22 protein-coding genes and 3 tRNA genes are annotated in these 25,188 nt (G+C 57.8%); 19 read left to right on the top strand and 6 right to left on the bottom strand.

Annotated features, from left to right (window positions below; genetic code table 11):
• Window positions 1-101: 101 nt before the first annotated feature.
• A complete protein-coding gene (locus HMPREF2129_RS11240; RefSeq protein WP_034664851.1) occupies window positions 102-554 on the bottom strand; it encodes a hypothetical protein in 453 nt (150 codons plus the stop codon).
• A gap of 227 nt (window positions 555-781) precedes the next feature.
• Here HMPREF2129_RS11240 and HMPREF2129_RS07280 point away from each other — a divergent pair, with 227 nt between their 5' ends.
• The 9 genes from HMPREF2129_RS07280 to HMPREF2129_RS07240 all read left to right on the top strand — a co-directional run bounded on the left by HMPREF2129_RS07280 (window position 782) and on the right by HMPREF2129_RS07240 (window position 12,299).
• Window positions 782-1,732, top strand: coding sequence for a cation diffusion facilitator family transporter (locus HMPREF2129_RS07280; RefSeq protein WP_034664849.1), 951 nt, complete (start codon window positions 782-784; stop codon window positions 1,730-1,732).
• Between the two features lie 39 nt (window positions 1,733-1,771).
• On the top strand, window positions 1,772-3,574 hold the full coding sequence (locus tag HMPREF2129_RS07275; RefSeq protein ID WP_052092964.1) for a GmrSD restriction endonuclease domain-containing protein: 1,803 nt from the start codon (window positions 1,772-1,774) through the stop codon (window positions 3,572-3,574).
• The gene (locus HMPREF2129_RS07270; protein WP_052092962.1) at window positions 3,571-4,539 is read left to right on the top strand and encodes a hypothetical protein; all 969 of its coding nucleotides are present in this window, start codon (window positions 3,571-3,573) and stop codon (window positions 4,537-4,539) included. The genes HMPREF2129_RS07275 and HMPREF2129_RS07270 overlap by 4 nt, the downstream gene beginning before the upstream one ends.
• Window positions 4,540-4,689: 150 nt before the next feature.
• Entirely contained in the window at window positions 4,690-6,273 is a 1,584-nt protein-coding gene (gene serA / locus HMPREF2129_RS07265; protein WP_198021533.1) for a phosphoglycerate dehydrogenase, read from the top strand.
• 60 nt (window positions 6,274-6,333) lie between these two features.
• Complete coding sequence (locus tag HMPREF2129_RS07260; RefSeq protein WP_034664844.1) at window positions 6,334-7,350, top strand: 3-isopropylmalate dehydrogenase; 1,017 nt, start codon at window positions 6,334-6,336, stop codon at window positions 7,348-7,350.
• Between the two features lie 10 nt (window positions 7,351-7,360).
• Window positions 7,361-8,908, top strand: a complete 1,548-nt coding sequence (locus HMPREF2129_RS07255) for a cell wall-binding repeat 2 family protein (protein ID WP_084576645.1) — start codon at window positions 7,361-7,363, stop codon at window positions 8,906-8,908.
• A gap of 79 nt (window positions 8,909-8,987) precedes the next feature.
• Complete coding sequence (locus HMPREF2129_RS07250) at window positions 8,988-10,853, top strand: DUF294 nucleotidyltransferase-like domain-containing protein (protein ID WP_034664843.1); 1,866 nt, start codon at window positions 8,988-8,990, stop codon at window positions 10,851-10,853.
• Window positions 10,854-11,450 (top strand): 3'-5' exonuclease, encoded by a 597-nt coding sequence (locus HMPREF2129_RS07245; RefSeq protein ID WP_052092960.1) that lies wholly within the window; start codon window positions 10,854-10,856, stop codon window positions 11,448-11,450.
• Window positions 11,451-11,507: 57 nt separating this feature from the next.
• Window positions 11,508-12,299, top strand: a complete 792-nt coding sequence (locus tag HMPREF2129_RS07240; protein ID WP_084576657.1) for a fumarylacetoacetate hydrolase family protein — start codon at window positions 11,508-11,510, stop codon at window positions 12,297-12,299.
• Window positions 12,300-12,308: 9 nt separating this feature from the next.
• On the opposite strand, the gene HMPREF2129_RS07235 is transcribed toward HMPREF2129_RS07240, so the two are convergent.
• The gene (locus HMPREF2129_RS07235; RefSeq protein WP_034664838.1) at window positions 12,309-13,433 is read right to left on the bottom strand and encodes an isochorismate synthase; all 1,125 of its coding nucleotides are present in this window, start codon (window positions 13,431-13,433) and stop codon (window positions 12,309-12,311) included.
• Window positions 13,434-13,578: 145 nt separating this feature from the next.
• Between HMPREF2129_RS07235 and gltX the strand changes: the two genes are divergently transcribed.
• From gltX to HMPREF2129_RS07215, 4 genes are all read left to right on the top strand, one after another.
• Window positions 13,579-15,081, top strand: a complete 1,503-nt coding sequence (gltX, locus tag HMPREF2129_RS07230; RefSeq protein WP_034664836.1) for a glutamate--tRNA ligase — start codon at window positions 13,579-13,581, stop codon at window positions 15,079-15,081.
• Between the two features lie 146 nt (window positions 15,082-15,227).
• A tRNA-Gln gene (locus HMPREF2129_RS07225) sits at window positions 15,228-15,299 on the top strand.
• A gap of 47 nt (window positions 15,300-15,346) precedes the next feature.
• Window positions 15,347-15,419 (top strand) — tRNA-Glu (locus HMPREF2129_RS07220).
• A gap of 243 nt (window positions 15,420-15,662) precedes the next feature.
• Window positions 15,663-15,735 (top strand) — tRNA-Glu (locus HMPREF2129_RS07215).
• Between the two features lie 96 nt (window positions 15,736-15,831).
• Here the strand turns inward: HMPREF2129_RS07215 and HMPREF2129_RS07210 are convergent.
• Both HMPREF2129_RS07210 and HMPREF2129_RS07205 read right to left on the bottom strand, forming a co-directional pair.
• The gene (locus HMPREF2129_RS07210; RefSeq protein ID WP_198021532.1) at window positions 15,832-16,230 is read right to left on the bottom strand and encodes a carboxymuconolactone decarboxylase family protein; all 399 of its coding nucleotides are present in this window, start codon (window positions 16,228-16,230) and stop codon (window positions 15,832-15,834) included.
• A 23-nt stretch (window positions 16,231-16,253) separates the two neighbouring features.
• Entirely contained in the window at window positions 16,254-16,961 is a 708-nt protein-coding gene (locus HMPREF2129_RS07205; RefSeq protein WP_034664833.1) for an IclR family transcriptional regulator, read from the bottom strand.
• 169 nt (window positions 16,962-17,130) lie between these two features.
• On the opposite strand from HMPREF2129_RS07205, the gene leuC reads away from it, so the two are divergent.
• Together leuC and leuD are read left to right on the top strand one after the other, a co-directional pair.
• Window positions 17,131-18,552 carry a 3-isopropylmalate dehydratase large subunit gene (gene leuC, locus HMPREF2129_RS07200; protein ID WP_034664830.1) on the top strand — a complete coding sequence of 474 codons (1,422 nt, stop codon included), beginning with the start codon at window positions 17,131-17,133 and terminating at the stop codon, window positions 18,550-18,552.
• Between the two features lie 13 nt (window positions 18,553-18,565).
• A complete protein-coding gene (gene leuD / locus HMPREF2129_RS07195) occupies window positions 18,566-19,156 on the top strand; it encodes a 3-isopropylmalate dehydratase small subunit (RefSeq protein WP_034664828.1) in 591 nt (196 codons plus the stop codon).
• Window positions 19,157-19,181: 25 nt separating this feature from the next.
• On the opposite strand, the gene HMPREF2129_RS07190 is transcribed toward leuD, so the two are convergent.
• Window positions 19,182-20,201: an NUDIX hydrolase gene (locus tag HMPREF2129_RS07190; RefSeq protein WP_034664826.1), complete on the bottom strand. Its 1,020-nt coding sequence runs from the start codon at window positions 20,199-20,201 to the stop codon at window positions 19,182-19,184.
• Window positions 20,202-20,350: 149 nt separating this feature from the next.
• Here HMPREF2129_RS07190 and HMPREF2129_RS07185 point away from each other — a divergent pair, with 149 nt between their 5' ends.
• Together HMPREF2129_RS07185 and HMPREF2129_RS07180 are read left to right on the top strand one after the other, a co-directional pair.
• Window positions 20,351-21,349, top strand: a complete 999-nt coding sequence (locus tag HMPREF2129_RS07185) for an NAD(P)H-dependent glycerol-3-phosphate dehydrogenase (protein ID WP_034664823.1) — start codon at window positions 20,351-20,353, stop codon at window positions 21,347-21,349.
• Between the two features lie 22 nt (window positions 21,350-21,371).
• Window positions 21,372-22,436: a D-alanine--D-alanine ligase family protein gene (locus tag HMPREF2129_RS07180; RefSeq protein WP_034664821.1), complete on the top strand. Its 1,065-nt coding sequence runs from the start codon at window positions 21,372-21,374 to the stop codon at window positions 22,434-22,436.
• Here the strand turns inward: HMPREF2129_RS07180 and HMPREF2129_RS07175 are convergent.
• On the bottom strand, window positions 22,405-23,391 hold the full coding sequence (locus HMPREF2129_RS07175; protein ID WP_052092958.1) for a DUF3515 domain-containing protein: 987 nt from the start codon (window positions 23,389-23,391) through the stop codon (window positions 22,405-22,407). The two genes, HMPREF2129_RS07180 and HMPREF2129_RS07175, sit on opposite strands and share 32 nt — an antisense overlap.
• 141 nt (window positions 23,392-23,532) lie before the next feature.
• Between HMPREF2129_RS07175 and HMPREF2129_RS07170 the strand changes: the two genes are divergently transcribed.
• Window positions 23,533-24,537 (top strand): thiamine-phosphate kinase, encoded by a 1,005-nt coding sequence (locus tag HMPREF2129_RS07170; protein WP_034664819.1) that lies wholly within the window; start codon window positions 23,533-23,535, stop codon window positions 24,535-24,537.
• A complete protein-coding gene (locus HMPREF2129_RS07165) occupies window positions 24,534-25,178 on the top strand; it encodes a uracil-DNA glycosylase (RefSeq protein ID WP_156959256.1) in 645 nt (214 codons plus the stop codon). The genes HMPREF2129_RS07170 and HMPREF2129_RS07165 overlap by 4 nt, the downstream gene beginning before the upstream one ends.
• Window positions 25,179-25,188 lie beyond the last annotated feature (10 nt).

Here is a 25,188-nt window from a genome sequence, read left to right as displayed (position 1 = left end):
CCTCGGATCGAATTCAATGAAGTGCTCGCGCTTGGGTTAGTGCATAGCAAAACGGACCCGAAGGGGCGTGGATCTCCTTCGGGGCCGCCAAAGTGTGGTGGCTAGTTTGCCGGCGCCGGTGCTTCCTCGGCTGGTGCTGGTGCCGGGGCTTCTTCAACCGGGGCTGGCGCATCTTCAGCAGGAGCGCTATCTCCTGGCACATCTTGAGCCGGTTCCGGCGCGTCTTCAGCAGGGGCGACGGTTGTGGTCACGTTGATGGTCGTGGTGCCCACGATGGTGGTGGACGGCTCCGTCGAGGACTGCTCACCGGAACCAGTGACCAGCGCCCAGATCAGCCAGCCCAGAAGTGCCAGAGCGATGGCACCGAGCAGCCACTTCCACCAGCCACCACCGTTGGTGTTAGTGCCGGTGGAGCTCTCGGCGTAGTCCGCACCGGTGGCAAGCGGGATCGACGCGGTGCGGGTATCTTCCGGCAGGATCGGATCCTGGATCCGCGTTTCGTCGTTAAGCGAGCCACCGTACTCAAACTTGGTCGGATCGTTGTGCTTAGTCATTGGTCGGTCTACCTTCCTAAAGCTGTATTTAGTAATCGGTTGTCCACGCTAACAAGTTTTTGGTTCAAATGAGGTTTTCTTTTCATTTTGGATGTGTGCTGTGTCGTGTGTAATGAACGCATGAATCGGCGACCAAGCAGGTGACTAGGCTTCATGAGGGTCTTGGCTTAGGTCACCCTATTTTCAATACACTTTCAATAAGTCCTGAATTGTCATAAAGTGGAGCCATGAAAGAACACAGCGTGTCCTCCCACGGACGTTCTCATCACCACCATGATCACGGTGGGGCGGATGCCCTGGATGCCTCAGTGCGTTCGCTTGCCATCGCGTTGACTATCACTGGTGTTGTTTTCTTCGCGGAGCTCATCGGTGGCTGGTTGTCTGGATCGATGGCGTTGCTGGCCGATGCGATGCACATGCTTTCCGATGCAACGGGGATGATCATTGCCCTCGTTGCTGTTCTCATCGGGCGTAAGCAAGTGTCGCGGTTTGCTACCTTCGGCTATCGTCGAGCCGAGGTCCTTGCAGCAGCTGTCAATGCGGTGACCGTGGGCGTGGTGTCACTGTGGATCGTCTACGAAGCGGTATCGCGTCTTGGGCGTGGCGCGGAGATCGCCAGCCGCACGATGATCATCATTGCCGTCATTGGTCTGGTTGCAAATGCAGCGTCCGCGCTAGTGCTGCATCGCCAACGCAAGGATTCCATCAACGTGGAAGGTGCGTATCTTCACGTGCTGGTGGATATGGCTGGCTCGGTGGCGGTGATCGTGGCAGGCATTGTCATTGCCACCACCGGTTTCCAAGCGGCAGATGTCATCGCGTCGCTCATCATTGCGGGCATGGTCCTACCGAGGGCATGGGAGCTCCTCAAGTCGTCGACAAGCATTCTGCTTGAACGTGTTCCCGAAGGCTTCGACCCTGATGTTGTGTCTGAGGAATTGCTCGCACTCGACGGCGTGGAAGGGATCCATGACCTTCATTTGTGGTCCATGAGCGGCAACAACGTGTTGTGTACCGTGCACCTCATCACACGTGCGGACCACGGGATTCTGCTGGACCGTGCGCAAGAAAAGCTTGCAGAGCTGGGGGTTGATCACGCCACCATCCAGATTGAACCACCAGGACACGTGAACCATGAGGTGGTGTGTGCACCCGAGGAGGCGCGGGAAACACTTTAAACCCGCCTGAAAGGGATGGTGTCCTCTACAGTTAGACACATGGGGTTTACAACGCCGAGCTACTCCTTGACCGACTTGTTCGCACGCGCTGAACGTGGCGAGCTTCAAATTCCTGATTTCCAGCACACCTACCTGTGGGATGTGGACCGCACACGCTTGCTCATTTCCACGGTCCTGCGGGGCTACCCAGTGGGAACCTTACTGGCGCTGGATACACGAAATGTGCCTATGCGCTTCAGTCCACAGCCACTTCCCGGCGCACCAGCCACAGACAGTGATCCGGGCTTGCTGCTTCTCGATGGCCAGCAGCGCCTGTCTTCTCTGTATTTGACGTTCCAAGGTGATGGCCGCATTGAGGTCCTGGATTTTCGCGGGCGGAGCATTTATCGACGATTCTTTGTGGACGTGCGCCTCGCAGTTCAAACAGAACCCATACCGGAAGAAGCAATTTTTGCTATCGACGATGACGGGGAAATCCGCTCGCACTTTGGGCCCGACATCCCCGGAGGAATAACTTCCCGGGAGTCGATGGTAGAAAACTACGTCGTACCGGTGTCCTCCCTGCTGTGGGAGGAAGGCAATGACCTGCTCTTTGATATGGCAGCGAAAACCGATGACCCCGAACTGCGCGACAAAGTGAAGGAATTCCATCGCCGAGTTTTGCGACCGTTGGCGGCCTACGACATCCCGATGACACGGCTCGACCGTGACACCTCTCAGATCGGTGTTGGGCAGATCTTTGCCCAGGCTAATTCGCAAGGTGTGTCGATGGATGTCTTTGAGCTGCTGACTGCCAGCTTTGCCCTTGAGGATCCCACTTTCGTCCTCGCCAAACATTGGGAGCAGTGTGAGCAGGAATTGCGCAAGCATCCGGCGTTGGATGAGATCGACCGAGTGCGCTTTTTACGCGGTGTTTCACTGTTGGTGTCCAGCACGACGGGCCCGTCCCGTGGCCACCGTGGGGACGTTCTTAACTTGGCCTTGGAGGATTATCTCTGGGCTTCACGTGAACTAGTTGCGGCTTTTGATCGCACCGCGAGGTTTTTGGAAGAACGGTGCATTTTCACCGTTGATCAGGTTCCTTATTCGCATCAGCTTGTTCCCTTGGCTGTCATTCTTGCGCGTTTGAACAGGGATACAGCCGGTCTCAGCTGCGATGAACAGACCACCACGGACCGTGTTAACCAATGGTTCTGGTGTGGTGTGTTTGGTGAGCTCTATGGTGCGCACGCGCCGTCTATTCGTGCGGGCATTGATGTGGACCAAGTCACCCCGTGGGCCATGGGCACCACCGACGAGGTACCTAAAACAGTAAGAGATGCACAGTTTGCGGAGTCGCGTTTGCTCACCGCTGGTCCCGATTCGGCGGTGTATCGCGGTATCTATTCGCTGCTCATGGCGCGGGGTGCACGCGATTGGCGTACGGGCAAGACTTTTGACGCCACCAGCATCGTTGAACTGCAACCCGATTTCTATCAGGTCTTTCCCTCTGGCTACTGCCACACACATGGCGTGGATGAACAATTGGCGCACTCGGTACTCAACCGCACACCCCTTGGCAAACGCACTGAAAGCGTGATGGAAAGCGGGGATCCGAAACGGTACCTCTCGCGTCTGCAATCCAAGGCCATCATGGAAGATTCAGAATTCGATGAAGTTTTGGCAACACACGAATTGGTGCCGGAATACCTGCTGACTTCTCATTGGGAGGCATTCTTTGCTGACCGGGCGGAACGTTTCATCGGGATGATTGAATATGCCATGGACAAACCCGTGGTGCGTGACGGTAACGTCAGCGCGAGGAATGCAAGCAGCGAAGACAGTGATATCGAGGACGCGTGACGAAAGTAAGCGACACAAAGCGTAAGGCAGCACCGCTAATTGGTGCTGTCATCTGTCTTGCGCTGGGGCTTGTTGCATGCACGTCTGCTGAAGATGGAGCCACTGGGCAAGACCCCACAGTGACCACGCCAACAACAACGGTGCCTCCACTTCTGCAGCAGGCGCGCACAGTGAACCGTTCAAACCATGTGTCTGAACGTTTTACGCCAACCCCGGTCGTGGTAGATGACCCGTGGGGCTTCGAAACCTCAAAGATCTTCTTTGACAACTCTGAGGTACTCATCATCAGCGACGGCGATCCGCAATCACAGCTGCGCGCTGCATCGCTGGCAGTTGTCGCCCATGCACCGATGGTTGTGTATTCCAGCGACCATCATGCGGCCGTGGTGCGGGAGATTGAACGGCTGGATACCCACACGGTCTTTGCCGTGGGCAACGTTCCCGTACTCAATTACTCGGAGAAGCTCACCGTGATCCGGGATCCCGGTGGATTGGATGCCTTAGAGAAAGCAACGGCGCTGCAGTTCGGCGAAAAAGTAGTGGATGCACCTGAGAAAGCGGTAGCGGCGGTTGCGGGTCTGGATCCCAATGATCCGGTGTGGCTGAAAAGTGGCTATGGGGGAGAGCAGCACGTGGAAGATCGGGCAAAAGAAGGCGTTGTCCCACTTCAATCAAGGCAGAACGCTGAGATGGCGCCCCACGTGATTGCAGTGGCTTCGAGCCCCCTTGCCGCTGTTGCCACTGCACGAGGATTTGGCGCGGACGTTTATGTGGTGGATGACCCAGACCCGCGCGTGGATGATCGCGCACTGTTGGTCATGACAGGACTTGCAGATAAGCCGCTCATTGCTTTAGGGCCGGAATTTGGCACCGATGAGGAGCTGCGCAGCCGGATCAAGGAGGCGGAGGCGACCGCAGAGTCTCGGAGTTTTGCTGGGATAGAGAAGTTGCCACAGGTCTTGTGAGGGGGCGGAGGTGGCGCGGATAAGCAATACTGCATGAAATAGAACCCTGAAATAGGGGAATACACAGTGGTGTGAATAAAATAATCGACGCTGCCAGAAGCGAATGCACGTCCGAGTGCACCAACCCACATAGCAGGAGATGTAAATACCGTGTCTAAACCCGTTGTCCTCATTGCAGATAAACTCGCCCAATCCACCGTGGATGCGCTCGGAGATGCAGTGGAGGTGCGCTGGGTAGACGGCCCGAACCGCGCTGAGCTCCTCGCTGCTGTGCCCGAGGCAGAGGCATTGCTCGTTCGCTCCGCAACCACTGTTGATGCTGAGGTCCTTGAAGCCGCGCCGAACTTGCGTATCGTTGGTCGCGCCGGTGTGGGCCTAGACAACGTTGACGTGGACACCGCAACCCAGCGTGGCGTCATGGTGGTCAACGCGCCGACCTCCAACATTCACTCCGCATGTGAGCACGCTATCGCCCTGCTTCTGTCCACTGCACGCCAGATTCCGGCTGCGGACAAGACCCTGCGTGACGGGGAGTGGAAGCGATCCTCCTTCAAGGGTGTTGAAATCTTTGGCAAGACCGCGGGCATCGTCGGATTTGGCCACATTGGTCAGCTCTTTGCACAGCGCCTTTCCGCTTTTGAAACCACCGTCATTGCATATGACCCGTACGCTAACCCCGCACGCGCCGCGCAGCTCGGTGTCGAGCTGGTGGAGCTGGAAGAGCTTGTTTCCCGTGCTGACTTTGTCACCATTCACCTACCCAAGACCAAGGAAACGCAGGGAATGTTCAACGCTGAGCTGCTGGCGAAGGCCAAGGAAGGACAGATCATCATCAACGCCGCGCGCGGTGGCCTGGTAGATGAGCAGGCGCTGGCTGATGCCATTTCCAACGGAAAGATCCGCGGCGCTGGGTTTGACGTGTACGCCACTGAGCCGTGCACGGACTCCCCACTGTTCGCCCTGGATGAGGTAGTTGTGACTCCGCACTTGGGCGCATCCACCGCTGAGGCACAGGACCGTGCAGGCACGGACGTTGCTGATTCCGTACTCAAGGCGCTGGCCGGCGAGTTCGTCCCGGATGCCGTCAACGTCATCGGTGGTGCCGTGGGCGAAGAGGTTGCCGCATGGCTTGAACTCGCACGCAAGCTCGGTCTCCTTGCAGGTAGCCTGCTCGATGAGGCCCCGGTGTCCCTCCGCGTCACCGCCCGAGGCGAGTTGTCCACCGAGGATCCGTCCACACTGGCCCTGTCCGCTGTGCGCGGTCTGTTTTCTGGCATCGTGGAGGAGCCGGTTACCTTTGTTAACGCACCTGCTATTGCCAAGGCGCGTGGTCTTGAAATGGAGTCTGGTGTGGCCACTGAATCCCGCGGTCATCGCTCCACGTTGGAGGTTCAGGTTGTTTCAGCGAATGGTGATACCGCGACCGTGGAGGGGGCACTGACCAGCCTTGAGCACGTGGAGAAGATTGTGCGCATCAACGGCCGTGGCGTGGACATGCGCGCAGAAGGCCGCAACCTGTTCCTGTCCTACACGGACCAGCCTGGTGCACTGGGTAAGGTTGGCAGCCAGCTGGGTGAGAAGGGCATCAATATCGAGGCTGCTGCTTTGACCCAGGCTGCCAAGGGCGACGGTGCGTTCCTTATCCTCCGAGTTGAGTCTGAGATCCCAGCGGATCTGGAGAAGGCTATCGCCGAGTCTATTCAGGCATCCAGTTTCCAGCTGGTACTGGACTAAACCCTCATTCGCACACCAGCCCTTAAGCCGCCCTCAATGGGAAGAAAGGTGACACACCACATGAAGATCGCAGTTATTGCTGGCGACGGAATCGGCCCCGAGGTGATGGCTGAGGGCCTTAAGGCGCTCAACGCCGTGCGCCAAGACGTTGAGTTCACGGAGTATGACCTCGGCGCCCGCCGCTACCTGCGTAATGGGGAGTTGTTGACGGATGAGGATCTGGCAAGCCTGCGCGAGCACGATGCCATCCTGCTCGGCGCGATTGGAGATCCGGAGCGGGTGCCGGCTGGTGTGCTGGAACGTGGCCTGCTGTTGCCACTTCGCTTCAAGCTGGATCACTTTGTTAACCTGCGCCCTTCGAAGTTGTACCCGACGGCGGTGAGCCCGCTGGCTAATCCCGGCAACATTGATTTTGTTGTGGTGCGCGAAGGTACCGAGGGTTTGTACTGCGGCAATGGTGGCACTCTGCGTCAGGGCACCCCAGCTGAGGTGGCCTGCGAGGTCTCGCAGAACACTCGTTACGGTGTCGAGCGCCTCGTTCGCCATGGTTTTGAAACAGCGATAGCTCGTCGTAAGAAGCTAACGCTCGTGCACAAGACTAATGTGCTGACCAATGCTGGCGCGCTGTGGCAGAACACCGTCAACGATGTCGCTGCGGAGTACCCAGAGGTCGAGGTGGATTACAACCACATCGATGCCGCGACCATCTACATGGTTACTGACCCGGAGCGGTATGACGTCATCGTGACCGACAATCTCTTTGGTGACATCCTCACAGACTTAGCTGGTGCAGTTACCGGTGGCGTTGGCCAGGCGTGCTCCGGCAACATCGATGCATCCCGGACGAACCCGTCCATGTTCGAGCCGGTTCACGGTTCCGCACCTGATATTGCTGGACAGGGGATCGCGGATCCTACCGCGATGATCCTTTCTGTGGCGATGATGCTGCGCTGGTTGGGTGATGAGGAAAATGCGGTGCGTATTGAGGACGCTGTGGCCCAGGATGTGTCCGAGCGTGCCGATGAAGAAATTGTGACTGAGAGGGTCGGCACAAGGATCGCTGAAGGTCTCAAGTAGGCTTCGCACCATGCGTGCTTCTCACCCCCCAGCCCGTTTGGTCCGTACTGTCTCTGCTATCGCAGTCAGTCTTACCGTGGGACTGGGCGGTGTTGCGTGTACGAAGAAGCCTGATAAAGCTGTTGAACACCTGTCTGAGATTGACACCCTGCTTCGGCCTCTCGTTGAGAATGGCTCCACGGTGCTTGCCGATGTCGATGGCACAGGCATCGATGCGTCCGGGGCCTTCTTTGAAACCTCTGATAGCGTTGTTGTTTCTGCTCCATCCCGCGACGCTCAACTGAAAGCAGCAGGAATTGCTGTTGATCTCGGCGCGCCCATGCTTATCCATCAACCAGGTGCTGAAGATGCCGTGGAGAAGGAGATTTCGCGCCTAGGAGCACAACGCCGAATTCAGGTTTCATCAGAGGATCCCGTAGACACCTCCATGGAGGCTGAAACAGATGCGGAGGACTTAGCGCTTATCGACGAAACCGTGGCTGTCGATTCCGGAGATGGCCACGGAATCACCCAGATCGTCGATCGTGGCGCACGCGCCACCAAGGAAAGCAAGACCCCGGTGTTTGCCACGGAGTCGACCTCCTTGGCAGCAGCAGCCACTGCCACAGCCAAGCACATCCCCGTCACCGTCCTGTCGTATCCAGATCCGCGTCTGACCCGGGAATCTATGGATCAGGTGAAAGGCAAGAAAGTACTAGCTCTAGGCCAGGACTTCGGTTCTTCAGAGTATTTAAATGGGGCCGTGGACATGGCCGCCAATGGCGAATTGCCCGGCGGTGGCGGTCTGGTTTTCCCTGGGCGCCGCATGATCGCGCTCTATGGCCATCCATCTGGGCCAGCGCTGGGACAGATGGGGGAGCAGCCTCCAGCCGAAGCGGTGCAGGTGGTGCAGAAGTGGGTGGAAGAATACCGCGAACACACAGATGAGACCATCGTCCCGGCTTTTGAGGTTATTGCCACTGTGGCATCAGCCGGACCCGGGGATGACGGCAACTTCACCAACGAAACGGATCCAGACGATCTCGTTCCGTATATCGATGCGATTACGGAAGCTGGTGGGTATGCCGTTATAGACCTGCAGCCGGGGCTGGACACCTTTAAGGACCAGGCGGTGCTCTATGAGGAGCTGTTGAAGCGCCCGAATGTCGGTTTAGCACTAGATGCGGAGTGGAAACTTCAGCCGGGACAAACCCCAGCTGCACAGGTTGGCTCTGCGGACGCTGCGGAAATCAATGAGGTCACGCAGTGGTTGGCTGACCTGACCCGCAAGCACAAGCTGCCGCAGAAAGCCCTCATCGTGCACCAATTCCAGGTGGCTATGCTGCCGGATCGGCACAACATCAACACGGATCACCCAGAGTTGTCTTTCATCCTCCATGCGGATGGACACGGCACACCTGGTGAGAAGTTTGATACCTGGAACATTTTGCTGGAGAACCTTGACCCGAGGTTCTTCGTTGCCTGGAAGAATTTCATCGACGAGGACAAGCCAATGTTCACACCCGAGCAGACATACACGCAGGTGAACCCGCGCCCGTGGTTTGTCAGCTACCAGTAGTTAATTTATTTCACATTCCAAAAGCCCCAAAACGGTCAAAGCTGTCATGTGCGGCCAGAGTTTCTGGCACTCTAAGCCCATGACAGTTGAACTCGATGAGGTGCGTGGTTTTCTCGCGCAGCACGAACCATTTTCCCATCTGCCGGATGAAGCCCTTTCGGCGCTGCCACGCCAAATGCAGATCATTTATGTTCGTCGGGGCGAGGTCATCGTCACCCGTGGCCAGATCAATGACAACCTGTACATCATCCGTTCAGGCGCCGTCGATGTTCTCGCCGAGGGAGATACGCTCATCGATCGGCGCGAATCCGGCCGCAATTTCGGGTATTCCTCGCTCGTCAGCACGCCCGAATCGGATTACACCATGATCGCGGTGGAAGACAGCATTTTGCTGGTCCTTCCACGTGAAGCTTTTGTTTCGCTTATTAGCGATCACCCGGATATCCTCCGTTTCTTCCAATCCCTCTCTCGCCGTGTTGCTGCCTATGCACAGGAGTTGAACGATCCGGGCAATGCAGACACTCTGCGCACCAACGTGAGTGAGATGATCAAAACGGGCAACTTGGTCACGGTGGAGGCATCTGCGTCGATCCGAGATGCCGCTGTTCGAATGAGCGAGAGTGATGTGTCCTGCATCGTGGTCACACCAGTGGAGGAAGGCGGAGACATTGGCATTCTCACCGACCGGGACCTGCGCCGACGCGTTGTAGCCGAAAGTTATTCCACTGCTGCCGCGGTGGCCGAAGTGATGACATCACCGGTGCGCACCATCAACGCCGAGACATTGCTGTTTGAGGCCATGTTGGTGATGAGCGAACACGGCTTCCACCACCTGCCCGTGGTCGATGGGACCTCGCAAGAAATCATCGGTGTTCTGACCAGTAGTGACATCATGCACCAGCTCCAATCAGATCCCATCTACCTGGCTGCTGATGTGGCTGGCAGTAGTAGGAATGAGCTGCGGGATGCTTATAAGCGCGCGGCAGCAGTGGCGGCGAGGTTTGTGGACCGGGGGTCGTCGGCAAGCGACGTGCAACACTTGCTCACCGGCATTGCGGATGCGATCGCGCGGCGTCTTTCCGAGCTGGCTTATGAGGAATTCGGACCACCGCCGGTACCTTTTGCCTTCGTGGCGGTGGGCTCACAAGCGCGCCGTGAAATGGGGCCTGCCTCGGATCAGGACAATGCGCTGGTGTTGTCTGATTCCTATGACGAGGCCGAACACGGCGAGTACTTTCAGAAGTTCACTGAGTACATCTGCACGGGTTTGGCGGATGCCGGGCAGACATTATGTCCAGGTGACATGATGGCGTCCACGTCGGAATGGCGTATGACCGAAAGTGAATGGAACAAGACCTTCCACAACTGGATTACCGCCCCCGAATCGGAGGCGCTGCTTCACGCTCAGGTGTTCTTTGATTTCCGGTGTCTCTTCGGTGATGAAGAGATGGCGCAGCGAGTCCATGACAACGCGGTTGTTTCCGCGCGTGGATCCCGTCGCCTCCATGCGCATCTGGCGGCGCTAGCCACGCGCCGTGAACCACCCATCGGTTTCTTCCGCGGGTTCGTCGTCCAACGTTCTGGAGAGTATGCGGACACGCTTGATGTGAAGAAGGGTGGCACCGCAGCAGTGGTGCAGATGGCGCGACTGTACGGCATTCTGGCGGGCTCGACAGTGGTGGGCACACAGGAGCGCATTGAGCAGGCGGCGGGAGATAGCATCAGCGCCCGCGGCGCCCAAGACTTGCAGCGCGCCTACGACCACATTTCTAACCTGGCACTGCGCCACCAAGCGGAGCAGGTGCGGACAGGGGAGACCCCGAACTATCACATTGACCCATCCAAGATGTCCTCGATCGACCGCGACGCGTTGCGGGACTCCTTCCGCATTATCAAATCCCTACAAGCGGCAATGGCATCGAAGTTTCCCGTGAGGTCGATTTAGATGTTCTCTGGGCTCTTTCGACCACCCAAGCGTGACCTGGAAGCAGGCGCGCTACTCGCGGTGGATGTGGAGACAACGGGGTTGAAACCCGGCGTGCATGAACTTGTCTCAATTGGGTGGGTGCCCATCAACGATCGTGTGATTGATCTTTCCGGCGCTGGCTATTGCGTGCTCAGTGGTGCTCATGTTGGTGATTCCGCGACCGTGCATGGCGTGACTGATGATGATGTTGCTCGCCATGGCATTCCCTCTGCGGAAGCCCTTCAGAAGTTCCTAAAGGCGCTGGAAAGCCGAAAACTCCTCGCGCATTTTGCGCAGATGGAAACCGGATTTTTGGGCGCGCTGCACAAAAAGGTCTTTGGTAAAACATGGCGGGTGCGCGATGAGGAAGTCGTGGACACAATGACTTTGGAACGTCGCCGAATGGAACGCATGGGAACGTACCCACGGGGAGAGGATTTGCGGCTAGCGCGTGTACGTGCTCGTCATGGCCTGCCTGATTACGGAAACCACAATGCGCTGACGGACGCGCTCGCATGCGCTGAGCTGTACCTTGCTTTGACTGTGGGGAAAGCTAGGGAACCATCGAGCATGTAGAGAGGAATGTGCGGGTTAAAGCCACTGCTGTGATCTGGCTCGCGTATGCTCATCCCCATGCGTTTTGGACGAATTGCCACACCTGAGGGAATGACCTTCGCGGTCATCGATGATGAGAGCACCACTGCCAAGCAGATTAAGGGGACCCCGTTTACGGAACCGGAGTACACGGGTAAGGAGTGGCCGCTTGAGAGCGTTCGCCTGCTCGCGCCCATGCTTCCCAGCAAGGTCGTAGCTATTGGCCGCAATTATGCCGACCACGTTGCAGAGGTGTTCAAACAGTCTGCTGAACACCTTCCACCGACTCTCTTTCTCAAGCCGCCGACAGCTGTCATCGGCCCGGATGCGGCGATCAAGATTCCAGACTTTGCTACACGCGTCGAGTTTGAAGGCGAGCTGGCGCTGGTCATTGGCGTCCCATGCAAGAGCGTCAAGGCTGAAGACTGGAAGTCTGTTGTTCGTGGTGTGACCATCGTCAACGATGTTTCTTCGCGTGATCTGCAATTCGCGGATGGCCAGTGGGCACGTGCCAAGGGCATTGACACCTTCTGCCCGCTGGGTCCCTGGATTGAGACGGACTTGGACAAGTTCGACTTTGATGATCTGCCGATCAAGGCTCACCTGACTCACGATGGTGTTACGGAGACGAAGCAGGACTCGAACTCGAACCAGATGATCTGGAAGATCGGCAAGATCATCGAGTTCATCACATCGTCCTACACATTGCTTCCGGGCGATGTGATCTGCACTGGCTCTCCAGCGGGCACAGCCGAGATGGTCCCAGGTGACACCATCGAGGTGGAGATTGACGGGATTGGTTCCCTGCGTAATCCGGTTGAGCGGGCATAAAGCGTTGTTCTAAAGTCCCAGCGCACGCTGGATGGTGAGGAGCTTGGCGGTGGTTTCCGCAAGCTCTTCTTCTGCATCTGAGGAGGCAACGAGGCCGCCACCGGCCCACGCGCGGGCAGCTGTGCCATCAGCGTTGACTTGCGCGCAGCGGATAGACACGACGTATTCGCCATTACCGTCGGACGTGGTCCAGCCAACGGCACCGGCGTAGAAAGAACGATCCGATTCAGCTGTAGTGATCAGTGTTTCTGCCGCATGCTGTGGGGTTCCACAAACAGCCGGAGTGGGGTAGAGCTTGGCTGCGAGCTCCAAGGCGGTTGGAGCCGGCTGTTTAAGCACGCCTTTGATGGGGGTGGCTAAGTGCCACATCTCATTGGTGGATTCGAGCTGTGGACGGGTGGAAATGTTCATTTCCGTGCATAGAGGCTCGAGGATTTCGCGGATGTGTTCAACAACGTAGGAGTGTTCTGCGAGGTTCTTTTTCGACATCGCTAGCGCCTTACCGGCAGCAGCATCGGCCACCGGATCATTTGGGATGCGAGGTGCTGAGCCGGCAAGTGGGTAGGAGTAAATGTTCAACCCATCGCGGCGGATGAGCAGTTCTGGTGAGGAGCCCACGATCGTGTGGCCCTGCAAGCCAGCGGGCGAAAGGTCAGCCATGAACCCATCGCGTGATTGAGATAGGTCAATGAGCCTCGCCGCAACAAGGCGTGGGTCCACCGGTGGATCGAACGCAAAATCAACAGCGCGGGCGAGCACGACCTTGTCCAGGCGGGATTCCCGGATTGTGTCAATCGCTGCTTCGATGCGACGAAGATGTTCGCGTGGCTCCGGATCAAATCCGCTCACACGCGCATGGACCACTGAGCCGGGGCCAGAACGGTAATAGGCATGTGGCTGTAGGCAGCCGTCCTCGCGGATGATGTGCTCCGGGACCGTAAGCGCTGCTGGGGCCTCACGGTCGAAGGGGAGTGCGCCGACAACAATTTTGACATCACCGCGCTCAAGGGAAGTGACCGCTGAGCCGGTATCGCTGAACGTGGTTACCGCGCCTTGAGTGCGCACGGAACCTGTGGGCCGCGACAGCGCAAAGTCCGGTGCGGTATCAGGTGCGGCAGCAGGGCGGGTAGACATGGGGGACCATCTTAGCGGGTGGGGAAGCGTCGATAAGCACATGCTATTAAAACCTCCGGATCGCTCACTTGCGGGACTGCATCTGTCCTACGCGAGGAAGGCGCTGCTGGCGAGCCGTGGGGGAGAGCGCGCTACAGTTGTGTGCATGACTGACTCTGCCACATCCGTACGTGTTCGTTTCTGCCCATCACCCACTGGTACTCCGCACGTGGGTATGGTCCGCACGGCGCTGTTTAACTGGGCGCAAGCCCGCCACACCGGAGGCACTCTGGTGTTCCGTATTGAGGACACTGATGCCAAGCGTGACTCAGAAGAGTCTTACCAGGCCATCATTGATTCTCTGACATGGCTTGGTATGGAATGGGACGAAGGCGTGGTCAAAGGTGGCCCGCACGAGCCCTACCGTCAGTCCCAACGCATGGACATTTACAAGGACGTCCTGGACAAGTTGATCGAGGCAGGTGAGGTCTACCCGGCATACTCCACCGCAGAGGAGGTCAAGGAGCGCCATATCGCTGCTGGTCGCGACCCACAGCTGGGCTATGACAACTTTGACCGCAACCTCACAGAGGAACAGGTTGCCGCGTTCAAGGCCGAAGGCCGCGAGCCAGTGTGGCGTCTACGCATGCCGGATAAGGATTGGAAGTGGAATGATCTGGTCCGTGGTGAGGTGGAGTTCAAGTCCACCACCCAGCCGGATTATGTTGTTGCGCGTTCCAACGGTGCGCCGCTGTACACCCTGGTCAACCCTGTCGACGACGCGTTGATGGGCATCACCCACGTCCTGCGCGGCGAGGACCTTCTTTCGTCCACCCCGCGCCAGATCGCACTCTACGAAGCGCTGCAGCGCATTGGCATCACCGACTTCACTCCCGAGTTTGGGCACCTTCCCTTCGTTATGGGGCAGGGCAACAAGAAGCTGTCTAAGCGCGACCCGGAATCGAACCTGTTCAACCACCGCGATAACGGCATCATCCCCGAGGGCATGATCAACTATCTTGCTCTTCTTGGTTGGTCGCTGTCCGCCGACCAAGACATTTTCACTGTGGATGAGTTCGTCAAAGCCTTTGACGTTTCTGACGTGTTGGCTAACCCTGCTCGCTTCGACCAGAAGAAGTTGGAAGCCATCAATGCGGACCACATCCGCATGCTTGAGCCGGAGGACTTTAAGAACCGCCTGCGCGAGTACTTGACCGAGTACACCGATTTCCCGGCCGATTACCCAGAAGAGAAGTTCGCTATCGCCGCCGATCTCGTGCAGACACGCATCAAGGTACTTTCGGACGCCTACGACCTGCTCAAGTTCCTTGTTATCCCGGATTCAGAACTCACCCTCGATGAGCGCGCCGCAAAGAAGAACCTCAAGGAAGCAGCCGTAGAACCTCTTGACGCCGGAATCGCTGCGCTTGAAGCAGTCGGGGAGTGGACCACTCCCAGCATCGAGGCAGCTCTCAACAAGGCGCTTATCGACGAACTCGGGCTCAAACCCCGTGTTGCCTTCGGCGCCCTGCGTGTGGGCGCCACCGGTGCAGCTGTTTCCCCGCCATTGTTCGAGTCGATGGAGCTCCTCGGCCGCGAGTCCACCCTCACGCGCCTGCGTGCGGCACGTGCTGTGACGCCGTATGTTGCCGAAGATGCGGGAAAGTAGAAATCACAGCGGGGTAGTTTGTCACTCTTTCCATCCCACTATTTTTGCTGTTTGAACTGGCGATTTGGTAGTCACGTTGGAGCGTGGTTATAGTAACCAACGTTGTCTTGAACAGCTCAGTTACATAAGTAGTTCAACAGCAACGATGGCCTATGGTGTAATTGGCAACACTACGGTTTCTGGTACCGTCATTCTAGGTTCGAGTCCTGGTAGGCCAGCTGCAGAAAACTCGTAGTAGTGTTCTGCAGGACAAAATAGTCCTTAAGCCCCGTTCGTCTAGCGGCCTAGGACGTCGCCCTCTCACGGCGGTAACACGGGTTCAAATCCCGTACGGGGTACAAAGAAGTCCCTCCGGATCTGCTTTCAGGTTCGGAGGGACATTTGTTTTTCCCGGCGGAGCGAGTCTATTTCAGCGGGAGGATGCTACGGACACGTCAAAGTAGATACCATTCCCGGGCTCTCAGAGGCAGCGGCTGCACGATCGTGGTTGTGTGAGTAATTACAACAGTTATGATCACCAGCCGGTTTGGAGTTTTCCGCCTGTTGCTTTACTGTTAGCGGGTCGCGGAAATAGCGAGCGCGCCCCGTTCGTCTAGCGGCCTAGGACGTCGCCCTCTCACGGCGGTAACACGGGTTCAAATCCCGTACGGGGTACAAGAAAGTCCCTCCGGACCTTGTTGCAGGTTCGGAGGGACTCTTTCGTTTCACTGCTGGTTTCGCTGCAGCCTAGGCCCCGATAGTTAGAGCCGGCTAGTCCGCTTTGGGGCCAAGCTCGGCTTCGAGCACTTCCTGGGCCACCTTCATGGCGGAAAGCGCTGCGGGTGCGCCGCAGTAGCCGGAGGAATGAATGATGGCTTCGGTGATCTCCTCGCGGGTGAGGCCGTTGGCCAGGCCACCGCGGATGTGACCGCGCAGTTCCTCGGTCGCGCGGAGTGCAACGAGCATGCCAATGTTGAGGAGACTGCGGTCGCGGTGGCTCAGGCCTGGCCGGGTCCACACGGAGCCCCACACGGTAGCGGTGATGTGGTTTTGCAGTGGTTCGCCGTCTTTGCCGGCGTTGCGCGCAAGGGCAGCATCGACGAACTCGTCACCCATCACGGCGCGGCGGATTTCAATGCCGGCGTCGTAGCGGTTGTCTTTTTCAGTCATGTTTTTAATCTCCACAAGGTGAGTTAGATTTCTGACATCAGCTGATCGGCAGCTTTGAGCAGCTGCTTGCCCCATGTGTTGGCAGGGGAGGGTTTGAGACGCTCTGCTGGGCCGGAGATGGATAGGACAGCAAGGAGGCGGCCTGCGGCGTCATGGATGGGTGTGGACACACTAGACAGACCAACTTCGCGCTCGTTCACGGATTCCGCAAGACGAGTCTTACGTACACGACCGAGTTCATCCTCACTAAAAGGTGCGGTGATGTGCTCGTATGCGGCAAAAACGCGGGCAGCAGAACCGCGATCCAAGGGAAGTTGGGAACCAACCGGCACGGTATTGGTCAAACCGCTGGGCGGTTCCACAGCGGCGACGCAGGTGCGGGTATTGCCGGTGAGCTCGTAGAGCTGGACGGACTCACCAGTGGTGCGTACCAATGCGCCCATGATGGGCTTGGCTGCTTCAATGACCGCGGATGGAGCGGATGCGGCGTAGCGGGAGAGGGCTGGCCCGATGGACCAGGCGCCGGCCTCCGTGCGGATGAGAATGTGGTGCACTTCCAGTGCGGTGGCCAATCGGTGCGTTGTAGCGCGGGGCAGGCCGGTGACATCGCTTAGCTGAGACAGTGTTTTATCGCCACTAGCGATCGCCTCGATGATGCTCACAGAGCGGTCGAGGACTTTGATGCCGGACGGGCCCTCGGGAACCTCTGTCTTCTTATCGGTCTTTCTCACATAGTGGATCGTAGCAGTCCACTATGTGAGAGGCATTCTTGTGGGGAAGGGAGAAGGGGAAATGTGAGGGGTGGGGGAGGCGTGGATAAGCTGAGCAAAGAGATGATCTATACTGTCTCACCGAATGGAAATCTGAGTCCCATGGGATGGGAAGGTGCAAGGAGGGACAATGGTTGATAAACCGTTGACACTGGCTGAGAAAGTCTGGCGCGACCACGTGGTCAAGAAGGGTGAGAATGGGGACCCGGACTTGATCTACATTGATTTCCAGCTTCTCCACGAAGTGACCTCCCCGCAGGCTTTCGACGGATTGCGGATGAACGGCCGTAAGATCCGTCACCCCGAGCAGCACCTGGCTACTGAGGATCACAACGTGCCTACCGTTGGCATCAAGTCCGGTAACCTGCTGGAGATCGAGGAGCTGACCTCTCGCACCCAGGTGTCCACCCTGCGCAAGAACTGCGAGGAGTTCGGTGTGCGGTTGCACTCCATGGGCGACATCAAACAGGGCATTGTGCACACCGTCGGCCCGCAGCTGGGCATTACCCAGCCCGGCATGACCATCGTGTGCGGTGACTCACACACGTCTACTCACGGCGCCTTTGGTTCCATCGGGATGGGCATTGGTACCTCTGAGGTCGAGCACGTCATGGCAACGCAGACGCTTCCCCTCAAGCCGTTCAAGACAATGGCTATTGAGGTTTCCGGCGAGTTGCAGCCGGGTGTGACGGCGAAGGATCTGATCCTGGCCATCATCGCCAAGATAGGCACGAACGGCGGTGCCGGCCACATCATCGAGTACCGCGGCGAAGCGATTGAGAAGCTGTCGATGGAAGCCCGCATGACCATCTGCAACATGTCCATCGAGGGTGGCGCGCGTGCAGGCATGGTCGCACCGGATGAGAAGACCTTTGAATACGTCAAGGGGCGAGAGTTTGCGCCGAAGGGCAAGGACTGGGATGAGGCCGTGGCCTACTGGAAGACCTTGCCAACAGACGAGGGTGCGGAGTTCGATACCGTCGTGGAAATCGACGGTTCGGCACTGACTCCGTTTGTCACCTGGGGCACGAACCCGGGCCAGGGTTTGCCGCTGGCTGAGTTTGTCCCGGACCCAGAGTCCTTCGGCGATGACACGTTGAAGGCAGCCGCTGAGAAAGCCCTCAAGTACATGGACCTTGAGCCGGGCACACCGTTGCGCGACATCAAGATCGACACTGTCTTCTTGGGATCCTGCACGAACGCTCGTATTGAGGACCTGCGTGCCGCAGCCGAGATTCTCAAAGGGAAGAAGATTCACCCAGAGACCCGCATGATGGTTGTGCCGTCCTCTGCAATGGTGAAGCAGCAGGCGGAAGAAGAGGGCCTGGACAAGATCTTCACGGAATTCGGTGCTGATTGGCGCACCGCCGGCTGCTCCATGTGTTTGGGCATGAACCCGGATCAGCTCAAGCCTGGCGAGCGTTCCGCTTCTACGTCTAACCGTAACTTCGAAGGGCGTCAAGGCCCCGGCGGCCGCACTCACCTGGTTTCCCCGCTGGTTGCTGCAGCCACCGCTATTACTGGCCATCTGTCCAGCCCCGCTGATCTGTAAGGAGTACACCACCATGGAGAAGTTCACCACTCACACTGGCATTGGCGTCCCGCTGACCCGCTCGAACGTAGACACGGACCAGATCATTCCGGCCGTGTATTTGAAGCGTGTGTCACGCACGGGTTTTGAGGACGGCTTGTTTTCAAACTGGCGTCAAGGCGAGCCGGATTTTGTGCTGAACCAGGAGGCGTTCAAAAACGGTTCGGTCCTGTTCGCTGGCCCGGATTTTGGTACGGGCTCGTCGCGTGAGCACGCCGTGTGGGCACTTATGGATTATGGATTCAAGGCTGTGTTTAGCCCACGCTTCGCGGACATCTTCCGCGGCAACACGTCGAAGGCAGGGCTCTTGGCCGGCCAAATGACGGAGTCCGATATTGAGCTGATCTGGAAGATCCTCGAGCAAAACCCTGGCACCGAGGTGACCGTTTCTTTGGAAGACCGCACGGTCACCGTGGGGGAGAATACCTTCACGTTTGAAATCGATGATTACATCCGCTGGCGCCTCATGGAAGGCCTGGACGATATTGGTCTAACCATGCGCGATGAGGGTGCCATTGAGGACTTTGAGGAGCACCGCCCAGCATACAAGCCGTCGATCACCTAAGAGTCACCGCTGCCCACCGCGCTGCTTAACGCACAGGCAGCGCGGTGGGCATGTAGTCTGCCCCGATGAGCTGGCCTTCGTTGAAGGTGAGCACCCAGACGGAGCCCTTTTTGGACTTGATTTCCCCGTCGATTGGCAAGCGGCCATTAGCTGCCAACCATGCGAGCATGTTCGGGATGATGAGACCCTGGCCCACGATGACGCTCGTGCCACCTTCGTTCACCACATCCATGAAGGCTTTTTGGGAGTCCACCATGTTGTTGATCCAGGCTTCATCGCCGAAACGGACGTCGACGTCGATGGGCACCTTCAATTCGTCCGCAAGCGGTGCTGCTGTTGCTTGGCAGCGATCCGGCAGCGCCGAGTAGATCCGATCTGGTGCGAATGGTGCTAGCAGGGGCACAAGCATCTCTGACTGGCGGCGCCCTTTCTTGTCCAAGGGCCGAAGGTTGTCATCGCCGGCCCATTTCTTGCGGTCATGCGCGCGAGCGTGGCGGACATAGAGAATCCGGCTCGTCGAGGGCAGGCGAAACCGCTTCTCTGCCTTGGCTAGGACCTGTCGGTCGAGGTCGTAGGACATGAGCTCTTTCGCTTCATCGATAGGTAACCAGCGAATCTCATCGACTTCATCGTTCGGTTCGAATTCACCGCCGATGACTTTGCCCGTCCAGTAGTACACAACCTTGGTTGCGTCTTTGATGGGGTAGACGGTTTTACCCAGTAGCTTTCCAAGGTTGATGTGGTAGCCGGTTTCCTCACGAATTTCGCGCACGGCTGTTGCAATGAGAGACTCGCCCGGATCGACCTTGCCTTTGGCTAGCGACCAATCGTCATACCGCGGGCGGTGGATGCAGGCGACTTCAATGCTGTCAATGTCTTGAATATCACCGCGCCACAGCACGGCTCCTGCGGCGAGGGTGGTCTTTGCAAACTCTTCATGTGGATGACGGGGGATTTCTTGGTGGCGTCCTGTGAGGAACATTTCGCCCTGCACATCTTTGTCATGTTCGTGCAACTTTGAGTTTGGTTGTGAGTGCTTGCCCATGGAAACCCATTGTTCCGCATCGCGCGCTTCCGTGCACGGAACCCGCTCGCTCGCGCGTCCTTATACACTGTGACGTACTCGGCTGAATGGTTTGTTGGGGAATGCTTTTAATAAAGCGCATGCTTATCGACGAAGGGAAGGGCACGCACATGGTCAAGGTGGCCGTTTTAGGCGCTGGATCTTGGGGAACGGCTTTGGCAAAGGCTTTTGCGGATGCAGGCAATCAGGTGGCCCTGTGGGCACGTCGGCCGGAGCTTGCTCAGACTATTGCTGAAACTCGAGTGAATGCTGATTACCTTCCTGGGATTAACTTGCCTGCTGGCATTGAGGCAACAGCTGATGCAATTGCGGCTTTAGAGTCAGCACAAATTGTTGTGCCTGCAGTGCCCAGTCAGACGATGCGTGCCAACTTAGCGGAGTGGGCACCGCACTTGCCGTCAGATTCCACCCTGGTGTCTATCTCAAAAGGTATTGAAACAGGCACGTTTAAACGCATGACTGAGGTTATTGCGGACGTGACGGGTGTGGCGGAAGACCGCATCGCTGTCCTATCGGGACCTAACTTGGCCCGTGAGGTGGCAGAAGAACAACCAGCAGCCACTGTGATTGCGTGCACTGATTTGAATCGCGCCAAACTGATTCAAGCTGCATGTGCCACAAACTATTTACGCCCCTACACCAACACCGATGTCGTGGGCTGTGAGATTGGTGGCGCGTGCAAGAACGTGATTGCTCTAGCCTGCGGTATGGCTGCCGGGAAGGGCTTAGGGGAGAACACTCAGGCAACGTTGATTACCCGTGGCCTAGCGGAGATCACACGCCTAGGCGTGCAATTGGGCGCTGATCAGAAGACCTTTGCTGGCCTGGCGGGTATCGGTGACTTGGTGGCTACGTGTAGTTCGACGTTGTCGCGCAACAGAACGTTCGGGCAGCGTTTGGGGCAGGGAATGTCGATGGCAGAGGCCCGGAAGGCCACTAATGGTCAGGTGGCTGAGGGCGTGACTAGTTCTGCCAGCGTGCATCAGCTGGCTGAGGCAAATGGGGTAGAGATGCCACTTACAGCCGCGGTTCATGCGGTATGCCACGGAGCCATGAAAGTTGATGAAATGGTTGTGGCACTCATGGGTCGATCCAAAAAGTCGGAGTAGTACCCAAGTAGTGTGGTGAACCATGATCACACTAGCCGTTGTTTACGGAGGAATGTCGTCTGAACATTCCATCTCCTGCATCTCCGCAGGTGCCATCATGGCTGAACTGCCACAGGACACTTTTGATATTTTCCCGGTAGGTATCACCCAAGACGGAGTGTGGGTGCAGGGGACCACAGATCCAGTAGGGGACTCCAAGCTGCCCTCTGTCACGGAAGGCCGTGAGATCGCACTATCTGTTAACCCGAAGCGTCGCGGGGAGTTTTATGACGTGAAAACCGGTGAGGTTCTAGCCACCGTTGATGTAGCTTTCCCCGTGCTCCACGGCACCTACGGTGAAGATGGGACGATCCAGGGGCTGCTTGAGATGGCTGGTGTGCCCTATGTGGGCACCGGTGTTTTGTCCTCGGCGTGCTCGATGGACAAGGAGTTCACCAAGGCGATTACTCGGGCTGCTGGGATTCCTGTCACCCGAGAAGTCATCCTCCATGACGGCATGGGGGTTGATTCGATTGGTCAGAAGGAACGGGACTACCTCGGTTTGCCGGTGTTTGTGAAGCCGGCGCGAGGGGGATCGTCGATAGGCATTACCAAGGTCTCCGACTGGGATGATCTCGCGGATGCGGTGCGTATGGCACAGCTCTATGACACGAAGGTGATTGTTGAAGCTGAGCTTGTCGGTGACGAAGTTGAAGTCGGCGTGATTGAGCTTGCCAGTGGCGAGTTGGTGGCCTCACCTCCGGCGAAGTTGAACGGCACCGCAGACTCGGATGAGGGTTTTTACGGCTTTGAAACCAAGTACCTTGACAACGTGGTCACCGCAACCATCCCGGCGGGCTATGACGAGGACCTGAACCAGCAACTCGCGGAACTGGCTATTCAAACATTTAAGGCTTTGGATTGCCGCGGGCTTGCACGCGTGGATTTCTTTGTCACCGAGGATGGCCCGATGCTCAACGAGGTGAACACCATGCCTGGTTTCACCTCAATCTCGATGTTCCCGCAGGTTTTTCAAGCTGCGGGAATGAGCTACAGTGAGCTGTTGAATACCTTGATTAGTTCCGCTCTGGAACGGTCGAGGAAATAACACCCGAGACTGTGTTCAAGGCTTCATCCCCAAGACCGGCGGGCAGTGACAAAGCGATATTTGCTTCACGGCCAAGTGCGTAGAGGGTCGTGGCCAGGCCACCGGAGGTTTCCGGCCCTTCGGCGGCGGCCTCATCTTCAAACCACGGGATCTCATCGACCTGAGTAAGCACTGCGCCCGGCGCGTAGCTAGCCGGCTGTTTTACCCCGCAGCGAACAACGATGGGTTCAAGGCCATCGCCAGCCCACACCTGGGTGCGGTCTTTGGCGAGGCCTTCAACGCCACTGAAATCGATGGGGGTGTAACCTTCCGCCAACCCTTTTGGCAAGGCGGCAATGAATTCATTGCAGGCGCGCGCGGAATAATCCTGGGCGTCCTCCAATGTGGCTAATGGTGCCCGTGCTGGTTCAGGGGCGGCGCCTTCAGCTGCTGCGAGGTTCAACCCTTCTACCGGGTTATCGTGACGACCAAGAGCTGCGTTGTCAGCTGTCACCGCCAAAACGGGGGTGCGGTCGACGGTGAACCAGGTGGCCAGTCCGGTGCCAGTTGGGTCGCCCACCTTTACCCATTTTGCGCCTGCTGCGGTGAATGTGGGGCTGAGTTCTGTGTATTGCAGAGGCATATCCACACCACAGCGGAGCGTAATGCGCTCAGTAGAGGAGGACTGCCACACAGCTGCACCGGCCGGTGCCGGATCAGCTAGCGGTGTGCGCTTGTGGCCGGCAAGCTTCTCAGGCAGCTGTTCAACCACAGCGGCACATTCAGGGGACTCTGCGAGGGGTGCTGGGAGTGGTGAGAGAACAACTGGCTGGTGGGCGGTGCGGTCCAAAACAAGTTTGGATCCAGCGAGGACGCCGACCACCAATAGCAGCGAAAGACCGAGGGTGATGTACACCAATGTGCGGTTAATAGGTGCGCTGGTGGAGGATTCTGTGTGTGTACTCGCCGTGCTCATACCCGCACAGTCTATCTGGCTGCAGGTGCAGAACCCATGAAGCTACCCCGGCCGCGATGTTGTGGCCTGCGGTCGTTTACCCTGTGACCTGATTGTCTTCGTTTCCAATGTCTGTTTCCCATGTGAAAGGCTGGATGTTTTGTGATCAACATTGGCTTTCCCCTTGATGGTCCCACCTTGGGTGCGATCGGGGAGGACGCTGTTATCCGCTCCATTATTGAGGCCAGCCCCTCGGCTGTGAATGGTGATGATGCGGCTGTGCTCCATCCGCCCTCTCCTAATTCCCGCATGGTTGCCACGACCGACATGATCGTGGAGGGCCGCCATTTCAGGTCGGATCTGACCACCCCGTTCCTGTTGGGGCGTAAGGCAGTGGTGCAGAATTACGCGGATATTGAGGCGATGGGGGCACGCCCACTGGCCGCGTTGCTGTCTTTCTCTGCACCCAGCACTACGCCAGCAGCGACGGTGACGGAGATCGCACGCGGTATTGGCGCGGAGTTGGATAAGTATGGCACTGAGCTTGTGGGTGGGGACGTGACGGCAGGACAGAATCTGGTTATGTCGATCACCGCGATTGGGTCTCTTGGCGGCAATCGACCACCCCTGACACTGGCTGGAGCGCGTGCAGGACAAACGGTGGTAGCCCATGGACGCATCGGTTACTCCGCGGCGGGCCTGGAGCTGTTGGAGGCTGGCATCACCATTCCGGAAGAGTTGGAGCCACTCGCACATGCTTATCAATCGCCGGAGCTCACTCCGGGGTGCGGCATGGTGGCGCGCTCAGCCGGTGCTACGTCGATGACGGATAATTCGGATGGGCTGCTGCATGACGTCGGGGTGTTAGCCCAACGCTCTGGTGTTCGGATTGATCTAAGGGCAAACGCAATCGCGCCGGACAAATTGTTGGTGCAGGCCGGTGAGTTGCTGGGCGTGGATCCTTGGAAGTGGGTGTGTGAAGGAGGGGAGGATCACACATTGATCGGCACGTTGCAGGGCGAGGCGCCGGTGGGTTTCCGCCCCATTGGCACGGTGCACAAGCCGAGCAGTGAGACCGGTTCGGTCACGACAGCAGCCTTCGGCATCCCGGTGACCATCGACGGGAATGCGCCACAGTACACACGCGGATGGGAGAGCTTTTCATGAGTCTTCCCGTTCATCCTTCATGGCAGGAGCCACTGGCCAGCGTTGAGGAGCGCATTCATGCGATGGGGGATTTCCTGCGCGCACAGCCCGCGTATTTACCGGCCGGCAAGGATATTCTGCGGGCTTTTCAGGACCCTTTCGAAGATGTTCGTGTGCTCATTCTTGGTCAGGACCCGTACCCGACGCCGGGGCACCCGATGGGGTTGAGCTTTTCCACGCAGCCGGGGGTCAAGCCACCGCGCTCGTTAGTAAATATCTATGCAGAGCTTTACGACGACTTAGGTATCCCGCCCCGCCCCGACGGCGACCTGAGCTCCTGGGCAAGCCAAGGGATCATGCTGCTCAACCGAGTTCTCACCGTTGCTCCGGGTGAACCAGGCTCACACCGTGGTAAGGGCTGGGAAAAGGTGACGGAGGTGGCGATTCGTGCGCTCGCTCAGCGTGGAACGCCATTGGTTGCCATTTTATGGGGCAAGGATGCGCAGTCGGCCAAGGCCTTCTTGGGGGATACACCGTGCATTATGTCGCCACACCCATCACCTCTTTCAGCTCGACGTGGTTTCTTTGGTTCGAGGCCGTTTTCCCGTGCTAATGAGGCACTAGTCGCACAGGGCGGGGGCGGTGTCGACTGGGCATTGTAGAGTTAATGCC

It is taken from the genome of Corynebacterium tuscaniense DNF00037, from assembly GCF_000759055.1.
GTDB lineage: Bacteria > Actinomycetota > Actinomycetes > Mycobacteriales > Mycobacteriaceae > Corynebacterium > Corynebacterium tuscaniense.
The sequence above is the reverse complement of the archived record's forward strand: the minus strand, read 5'-3'. Positions and strand labels throughout refer to the sequence as shown.